Raw genomic sequence first — 8,329 nt, forward strand, 5'->3', positions numbered from 1 at the left:
GGAGACCCCGCAGGCGCTAAGCGCCGAGGAGGGTCACCGGACCGCCCGCGGAAAGCGAAATGCCTGGAGCGGAAATCAACAGCCAAGTTTAATAGAGACTATAAGTAAAAAGAATATGTCTAAAACAAACCAATTTTGTGAAGGAGAATGTTATGTTAATTCATGTGAATCAAGAGGACAGGCAGTTTCATTTAACAAATGGCAAAGTAAGTTATATTTTTCACGTGATGAAAAATGGACAATTAGGTCATCTTTATTACGGTAAGGCATTGCGACAGCGAGAAGATTTTTCCCATTTGCAAGCGTATGATGTGCCAACTGGGGCAACTACGCACGTATATGGGGACGATCCCGCCTTTGGTTTAGAAACCTTACGTCAAGAATACCCTGCATACGGAAATTCTGATTTTCGTGAACCAGCAATCAGTGTTAGTAAAACTACAGCTAACCATGTTCCAAATTTCACATATGAATCGTATCAATTGCATGACGGAAAGCCGAATCTTGACGGTCTGCCAGCCACCTATACAAAAGAAAATCATGAAGCTAGTACACTGCAAATCATCTTAAAAGATGAGTTCCTGCAGGCGGAATTGATATTAAATTATACGATTTTCCGTGACAAACCCGTCATAACAAGAAGTGCCTCCCTTATTAATAAGGGGTCAGAGGAATTGGTGATTGAGCGATTAATGGGCGCATCGCTTGACCTGCCGGATAAGGATTTTGTATTTACCCATTTAGCTGGTGCGTGGTCACGGGAGCGTCATGTAAAGGAGAGAAGACTTGAAACAGGCATTCAGTCTATTTTCAGTCTGCGTGGTGCCAGCTCGCATCATCATAATCCATTCTTGGCACTAAAACGGCCTGAGGCGACAGAACATGCAGGTGAAGTATATGGCTTTAATTTTATCTATAGCAGTAATTTTTTGATGCAAGTAGAAGTCGATCATTACGATACTGCGAGACTTACTGTTGGGATTCATCCGTTCGGCTTTAAGTGGAATTTAAAGCAGCAAGCTTCATTTCAAACCCCAGAGGTCGTGATGGTATATTCCAATCAAGGTTTAAACGGGATGAGTCAGGCTTTTCATGCTCTTTACCGCGAGCATCTGATGCAAGAACAATGGAAGCAGGCTGTACGCCCAATATTGATTAACAACTGGGAAGCAACCTACTTTGATTTTAATGAAGAAAAACTTGTGAATATTGCTAAATCCGCCAGTGAATTAGGAATCGAACTGTTTGTCCTTGATGATGGCTGGTTTGGAAAACGGAATGACGATACTTCCTCGCTGGGAGATTGGCATGTCGACTTAGCTAAGCTTCCCAATGGTTTAGAAAGTTTAGCAGAGAAAATTGCAGCAACTGGAATGAAATTTGGACTCTGGTTTGAGCCCGAAATGATTAGTCCAAACAGTGAATTATTTAGCGAGCATCCAGATTGGGCAGTTGGTATTCCAGGTCAACCCTATACATTGGGACGAAATCAGCTGGTTCTTGACTTTTCCAGACAAGAAATTGTGGATTATCTTTATGAAAAAATGGCCGGTATTATTAGAAAAACAAACCTTGCTTATATTAAATGGGATATGAATCGGAACATGACCGAAGCCTTCTCGCCAAAACTTGCCGTCCATCAGCAAGGCGAGTTTTTCCATCGGTATATTTTAGGTGTCTATGATCTCTATGATCGGTTAACGAGGGAATTCCCGCATGTGTTGTTTGAATCTTGTGCGGGCGGGGGAGGCCGATTCGACCCAGGGATGTTGTATTATGCACCACAAGCTTGGACGAGTGATGATACAGATGCGATAGAACGGCTGAAAATTCAATATGGCACATCCTTTGCGTATCCGCTCTATAGCATGGGCTCTCATGTATCAGCAGTTCCAAATCACCAAACATTACGGTCAACGCCATTACAAACAAGGGCGAACGCGGCGTATTTTGGAACCTTTGGCTATGAATTAGACCCAGTGAAATTAACCGAAGAAGAACGTGCTGATATTAAAGAGCAGGTCGCATTTTATAAAGAGCATCGTGCGTTGATACGGGATGGTCACTTTTATCGCCTGATGAGTCCGTTTGCAAATAATGAAACGGCATGGATGGTCGTGAGTCAGGACCAATCGGAAGCATTGATTGGCTGGTATAAAGTTTTGGCAACACCTAATCCAAAAAAACAGCAAACCCTTCGTCTCAGTGGCTTAGATGAAACAAAAGCATATAAAGTGGCTGGCAGCGAGCGAATGTATTTTGGTGATGAACTCATGAACGTGGGACTGACGCTTCCAACTGAGTTTAATGGTGTTAATGGCGGAAGCGCCGAGCGTGGGGGCGACTTCCAGTCACAAGTATATTATTTGAAACAATTAGAGAAATAATGGGTAAGTGATTATTAAAATATTAAAACAGAAATGGCGCATGAATTATTTCATGCGCTATTTTTATATTTTTTACTTAAAATTTTAGTAAAAATATTGAAAGTTTTTACTAAGGGTAGTAAAATTTAAAGTAGTTAACATACAAGACACGATACTTCTGGAGGAATTTGAAATGAACGTTACCACACTTAATCAAGTATTCTTAGATATGTTTCAGGTTTTACCAAGGCAAGCCTTTTTCGCTCCTGGAAGGATTAATTTAATCGGCGAGCATACCGATTACAATGGCGGTCACGTTTTTCCATGTGCGATTACGTATGGTACCTATGCGGTAGCAAGAAGGCGGGAAGATAAAGTCTTTCGTTTGTACTCAACCAACTTCCCTGAAAAAGGAATCATCGAATTTAACCTCAACGAACTAGATTATAAGAAAGAACACAATTGGGCCAACTATCCGAAAGGAATGATTCGTTACATTATTGATGCGGGCTATGAAATTCCCTTCGGATTTGATTGTGTCATTCAAGGCAATATTCCAAATGGTGCAGGTCTTTCTTCATCAGCGTCTATTGAGCTTTTAACGGGAGTGCTTGTAAATGGCCTCTTCCAATTAGACATTCCTCGATTGGAACTCATCAAGATTGGCAAAAAAGTAGAGAATGAATTTATTGGTGTGAACAGCGGCATCATGGATCAGTTTGCGATTGGCATGGGTATGAAAGATGCAGGAATCCTGCTAGATTGTCAGACTCTTAAATATGAGTATGCACCAATTCATCTTGAAGACTACAAAATTTTAATTATGAATACGAACAAACGCAGGGAATTAGCTGATTCGAAATACAACGAAAGACGAGGAGAATGCGAAGAGGCATTGGCGCAACTTCAACAAAAGCTGCCGATTGAGGCTCTTGGTCAGTTATCTGAAGTGGAATTCGATGAAAATCAGTACCTGATCACCAATGAAACAGTTCGCAAACGGGCAAAGCACGCTGTTTATGAAAACATGAGAACCATTAAAGCCCTAGAAGAGCTAAAGTTAGGGAATCTAGTGGCGTTCGGACAATTGATTAATCAATCACACATTTCATTACGAGATGATTATGAGGTTACTGGTATTGAGCTTGATAGGTTAGTAGAAGCTGCATGGAAACAGCCGGGAGTTCTTGGCGCGCGCATGACAGGTGCAGGATTCGGCGGATGTGCGATTGCAATTGTAGCAAATGAAGAGGTTGAAAACTTTATTGCCAATGTTGGTGAAACTTACCTAGAGAAAATTGGCTACGAGGCAGAATTTTACGTAGCAAGTATCGGCGACGGCGCAAAAGAAATTCAAATGGAGGAAGCGATATAATGAGTATCCTTGTATTAGGCGGCGCGGGGTATGTCGGTTCGCACGCTGTTTATCAGTTGATTGATCAGGGCTTTTCGGTAGTTGTCATTGATAATTTGCAAACAGGCCATGAGGATGCGGTTCATCCAAAGGCCGCCTTTTATAAAGGTGATATCCGCAGCCGTGAGTTTATGCGTTCGGTTTTTGAAAAAGAAAACATTGACGCGATTTTGCATTTTGCCGCCAATTCCCTTGTCGGGGAATCGATGGTTGAACCATTAAAATACTTCGATAACAACGTATACGGAACACAAATCGCTCTTGAAATGATGAAAGAATTTGCCGTCAAGCATATCGTTTTTTCTTCCACAGCAGCCGTCTATGGAGAACAGAAAGTTGTACCTATTACAGAAGATGCAGCAACCATTCCAACAAATACCTATGGTGAAACCAAGCTGGCAATGGAGAAAATGATGGCCTGGTGTGAAAAGGCTTTTGATCTCAGCTATGTATCACTTCGCTATTTTAATGTTGCTTCAGCAAGAAGTGACGGACAAATCGGAGAGGACCATGATCCTGAAACACACCTAATCCCTGTTGTCCTCGAAGCGGCATTAGGGAAAAGAACGGCCGTAACAATATTTGGGGAAGATTATGATACAGAGGACGGGACCTGTGTTCGAGATTATATCCATGTTGAAGATTTAATTGATGCCCATCTATTAGCATTACGTTATTTACAAAATGGCGGGGAGAGTAATATTTTCAATTTAGGCTCAAGTCAAGGGTTCTCGGTAAAAGAAATTGTTGAGACAGCTAAAGAAGTGACAGGAATTGATATCCCGGTGAAAATCGGTGAACGTCGATCGGGAGACCCGAGTACCTTAATTGCTTCTTCGGAAAAAGCAAAAAAGGTATTGGGATGGAATCCAACGAGAACTTCGATTCATCAAATTATAAGCAATGCCTGGAACTGGCATCAGCAGCACCCTAATGGATATCAGAAATAGAGGGGATCATAATGATTTATCAACTAATACAACAATTAATTAATCGAGCAATTGCCACTCAATTAATGGAGCAGGAAGATGAAATGTATGCACGCAATCAAATTCTGTCACTGCTCCATTTAACCGAGTTTAAGGAAGTGGAATTAGCTGAGAGCAGTTATATGGAAATCCCTGATTTACTCGATTTAATCGTGGACTATGCCTGCAATCAAGGGATAATTGAAGAATTATTTGATGAGAAAGAGATTTTTTTAAGTAAAATGATGAACTGTTTTATCGCGCGTCCATCGACTGTTAATCAGCTATTTTATGATAAATATAACCAGGATCCAAAAGCAGCAACCGAGTATTTTTATGAGTTAAGTAAAAATAGCAATTATATTCAAATGAAGCGGATTCGGAAGAATATCGAGTATAAAACCGCCACAGAATATGGTGAACTAGACATTACGATTAATCTATCAAAACCTGAAAAGGATCCTAGGAGTATTGCGCTCGAGCGGTCGGTGCAGAAAACGAATTATCCGAAATGCTTGCTTTGTGTTGAAAACGAAGGATATGCAGGCAGAATCGGCCATCCTGCCCGCTCCAATCACCGAATGATTCGCGTTAATCTGGTAGAACAGCCATGGTACCTCCAGTATTCACCGTATGTGTATTACAATGAGCATTGTATTGTCCTCTCAGAAAAACATACCGATATGGTCGTTAGTGCCACGTCATTTTTACGGCTGTTAAGCTTTGTTGAGAAATTCCCGCATTATTTTGTGGGCTCCAATGCGGACCTGCCAATTGTCGGTGGTTCGATTTTATCGCATGATCACTATCAAGGCGGATATTATCAATTTGCGATGGCGAAGGCTGACGATGACTGGACATTTAAAATGGCTGGTTATCCAAATGTGGAGTGTTCTGTTGTGAAATGGCCAATGTCCGTTATTCGCCTCCGTTCTAAGCAAGTGAGCGCGCTCGTTGAAGCTGGTTCACATATTTTTGACCAATGGAAGAACTACAGTGATGAAACTCTTGGCATTTTGGCAAGAACGGGAGATACACCGCATAATACCGTTACGCCAATTGCACGGAAAAATGAGGATGTATTTGAACTGGACTTAGTCCTGCGTAACAACAGAACAAGTGATGAACATCCGCTGGGGATTTTTCACCCTCATGCAGACGTACATCATATCAAAAAGGAAAATATCGGTCTAATTGAAGTAATGGGGCTGGCTGTTTTACCGGCACGGTTAAAAGATGAACTTGGCGAAGTGGAGAAGTACGTCCTCGGTAAACCATCAGATGTAGCAGACTACCATTTAGACTGGGCAGAATCGTTAAAAGCCTGCTATCAAGATATCGCTAACGAAGTGAATGTGGAAGGTCTAGTAAGAGAAGAAGTGGGTAAGAAATTTTCAAGGGTCTTGGAAGATGCAGGAGTGTTCAAGCGGGACGAGGCAGGGCAAGCGGGGTTCCAGCGTTTTATCAATTCTTTGTAAAAATATGGAGTGATATCGATGAAAATATTAGATAGAATATTCGGCAGTTACGAGGGAGAGTCCGTTACAGAATATACCTTAGTCAACGATTATGGCATGGAGGTCTCTTGTCTGAATTTTGGTTGTGTTATTACGAAAATCATCGTCCCTGACCGCCGTGGAAACTTTGAAAATGTTGTTCTTGGTTTTGATAACTTCGAAGATTACACAGAATGGTCACCGTATTTCGGAGCAGTTTGTGGACGGGTAGCTGGAAGAATTGGCGGTGCAAGTTTTGAATTGGACGGGAAAGAATATCAACTTGCTGACAATAACTATCCCAATCATCTGCACGGAGGCAAGATGGGTTTTAACTCTGTAATTTGGAAAACTGAAATCATCGAGGAAGAAAATGCTGTCGGGTTGAAGTTTTTTTACCATAGTCCAGACGGAGAAGAAGGCTATCCAGGTAATCTAGACACCACGGTTACGTACATTCTAAATAATAAAAATGAACTCGATATTAGTTATAAAAGTGAAACGGATCAAAAAACATTAGTCAACTTAACGAATCACTCGTATTTTAACTTAAGTGGGAATATAAAAAGAGATTGTTCGGAGCACATTCTTAAATTAGATAGTGATCGATTTTTAGAGTTGAGAGACGATCTTATCCCTACCGGTAAGTTGATTGATTCTAAAAATACTCCCTTTGATTTTAACCATGGCAGAAGATTGAGTTCGGGGTTGAATTCGTCGTATCCTCAAAATGTGCTTGTTGGTAATGGTTACGACCATCCGCTTGTTTTTACCCAAGTAGGAGAAAATACGATTATTCTGAGTGATGAAGAAAGCGGACGATCGCTACTTGTCACGACGGATCAGCCGTGTGTCGTCCTTTATACTGGGAATTATTTAGAAGGTCCTTATTCCATCGCTGGGGTCAGAGCAGAAAACTATTTGGGTGTTTGTTTAGAAACGCAAGGATTTCCTGATGCCATCCACCAACCAGAGTTTACATCTGTCATTTTGAATCCAGAGGAAGTATACTATTCAAAAACAGTGTACCGTTTTTTTGCTAATACATTAGGAGACTGATTCATGGCTACCATCAAAGATATTGCACAAATTGCCGGGGTATCAATTGCTACTGTATCCCGGGTTTTAAATTATGATACGACTCTTTCTGTCAGCGATGAAACCAAGAAAAGAATTTTCGAAGTGGCAGAGGAGCTATCATATAAAAAGAAACCAGCCCGTAAGCAGGAGTCGGGGAAGATTGCCCTTTTGCAATGGTATACAGAAAAAGAAGAACTGGAAGATTTATATTACATGTCGATTCGTCTGGGTGTTGAAAACCAATGCCGGCAGCATGGGATTCAGGTCGATAAGTATTTCCAAGACAACTATGAGGATTTGAAGGAAGACGATATTCAAGGGCTTATTGCGATTGGGAAGTTTAGCAAGAAGCAAGTGAGTGACCTCGTCAAAATTACAAAAAATCTTGTCTTTGTGGACACCTCTCCAGACGAAGATCGGTTTGATTCGATTGTTATTGACTTTGAAAGAGCTACAAAAAAAGTAATTGATCACTTTATAAAAAAGGGTCATGAGAAAATCGGGTATATCGGCGGCAGAGAAGTGTTTAAAGATAAAACCTCGGTGATTGAAGATCCAAGGGAATTAACGTTCAAGCGCTATTTAGTAGAAAAAGGGCTGCCTAATGAAGCGTGTATGTATGTAGGCTCTTTCTCAGCTGATGATGGTCACGCCTTGATGAAAAAGGCGATTCATGAGCATGGTGATCAATTACCGACAGCCTTTTTTGCAGGGAATGACTCACTTGCAGTAGGCGCATTAAGAGCGCTGTTAGAGGAAGGAATTTCTGTTCCCGACCGTGTGAACATCATCGGTGTCAACGATATCAGCATCTCCAAATATGTCTTTCCTTCGTTAAGCACGGTTAAGGTTCATACCGAAACCATGGGTGAAACAGCTGTAGACACCCTTTTGGAGAGAATGGCAGGTAGAAAAACGGCCAAAAAAATATTCATCTCCACAGAACTGGTCATTCGGAATAGCAGCTTTTAACCTAATAAAAAACTACAACAGGCCGATTTGTCC

Annotated in this window: 6 protein-coding genes; all 6 read left to right on the forward strand. The window is 41.3% G+C overall.

Annotated features, from left to right (window positions below):
• Positions 1-152: 152 nt before the first annotated feature.
• The 6 genes from V7137_RS17005 (at position 153) to V7137_RS17030 (ending at position 8,296) form a co-directional block, all read left to right on the forward strand.
• Positions 153-2,387 carry an alpha-galactosidase gene (locus V7137_RS17005; RefSeq protein WP_335699185.1) on the forward strand — a complete coding sequence of 745 codons (2,235 nt, stop codon included), beginning with the start codon at positions 153-155 and terminating at the stop codon, positions 2,385-2,387.
• 172 nt (positions 2,388-2,559) lie between these two features.
• Positions 2,560-3,741 carry a galactokinase gene (locus tag V7137_RS17010; RefSeq protein WP_335699186.1) on the forward strand — a complete coding sequence of 394 codons (1,182 nt, stop codon included), beginning with the start codon at positions 2,560-2,562 and terminating at the stop codon, positions 3,739-3,741.
• Positions 3,741-4,730 (forward strand): UDP-glucose 4-epimerase GalE, encoded by a 990-nt coding sequence (galE, locus tag V7137_RS17015; protein ID WP_335699187.1) that lies wholly within the window; start codon positions 3,741-3,743, stop codon positions 4,728-4,730. The genes V7137_RS17010 and galE overlap by 1 nt, the downstream gene beginning before the upstream one ends.
• An 11-nt stretch (positions 4,731-4,741) precedes the next feature.
• Complete coding sequence (gene galT / locus V7137_RS17020; RefSeq protein ID WP_335699188.1) at positions 4,742-6,226, forward strand: UDP-glucose--hexose-1-phosphate uridylyltransferase; 1,485 nt, start codon at positions 4,742-4,744, stop codon at positions 6,224-6,226.
• A gap of 18 nt (positions 6,227-6,244) precedes the next feature.
• Positions 6,245-7,303, forward strand: coding sequence for an aldose epimerase family protein (locus tag V7137_RS17025; RefSeq protein ID WP_335699189.1), 1,059 nt, complete (start codon positions 6,245-6,247; stop codon positions 7,301-7,303).
• 3 nt (positions 7,304-7,306) lie between these two features.
• The gene (locus V7137_RS17030) at positions 7,307-8,296 is read left to right on the forward strand and encodes a LacI family DNA-binding transcriptional regulator (RefSeq protein ID WP_335699190.1); all 990 of its coding nucleotides are present in this window, start codon (positions 7,307-7,309) and stop codon (positions 8,294-8,296) included.
• The last annotated feature ends 33 nt before the right edge of the window (positions 8,297-8,329 follow it).

The sequence above is a fragment of the Neobacillus drentensis genome, assembly GCF_036962765.1.
GTDB classification, from domain to species: domain Bacteria; phylum Bacillota; class Bacilli; order Bacillales; family Cytobacillaceae; genus Neobacillus; species Neobacillus drentensis_C.

What these genes read in the sequence shown, in the direction of transcription:
- V7137_RS17030 (WP_335699190.1), top strand. Translation starts at nt 7,307, where the DNA reads ATGGCTACCATCAAAGATATTGCACAAATTGCCGGGGTATCAATTGCT.
- V7137_RS17010 (WP_335699186.1), top strand. Translation starts at nt 2,560, where the DNA reads ATGAACGTTACCACACTTAATCAAGTATTCTTAGATATGTTTCAGGTT.
- galE (WP_335699187.1), top strand. Translation starts at nt 3,741, where the DNA reads ATGAGTATCCTTGTATTAGGCGGCGCGGGGTATGTCGGTTCGCACGCT.
- galT (WP_335699188.1), top strand. Translation starts at nt 4,742, where the DNA reads ATGATTTATCAACTAATACAACAATTAATTAATCGAGCAATTGCCACT.
- V7137_RS17025 (WP_335699189.1), top strand. Translation starts at nt 6,245, where the DNA reads ATGAAAATATTAGATAGAATATTCGGCAGTTACGAGGGAGAGTCCGTT.
- V7137_RS17005 (WP_335699185.1), top strand. Translation starts at nt 153, where the DNA reads ATGTTAATTCATGTGAATCAAGAGGACAGGCAGTTTCATTTAACAAAT.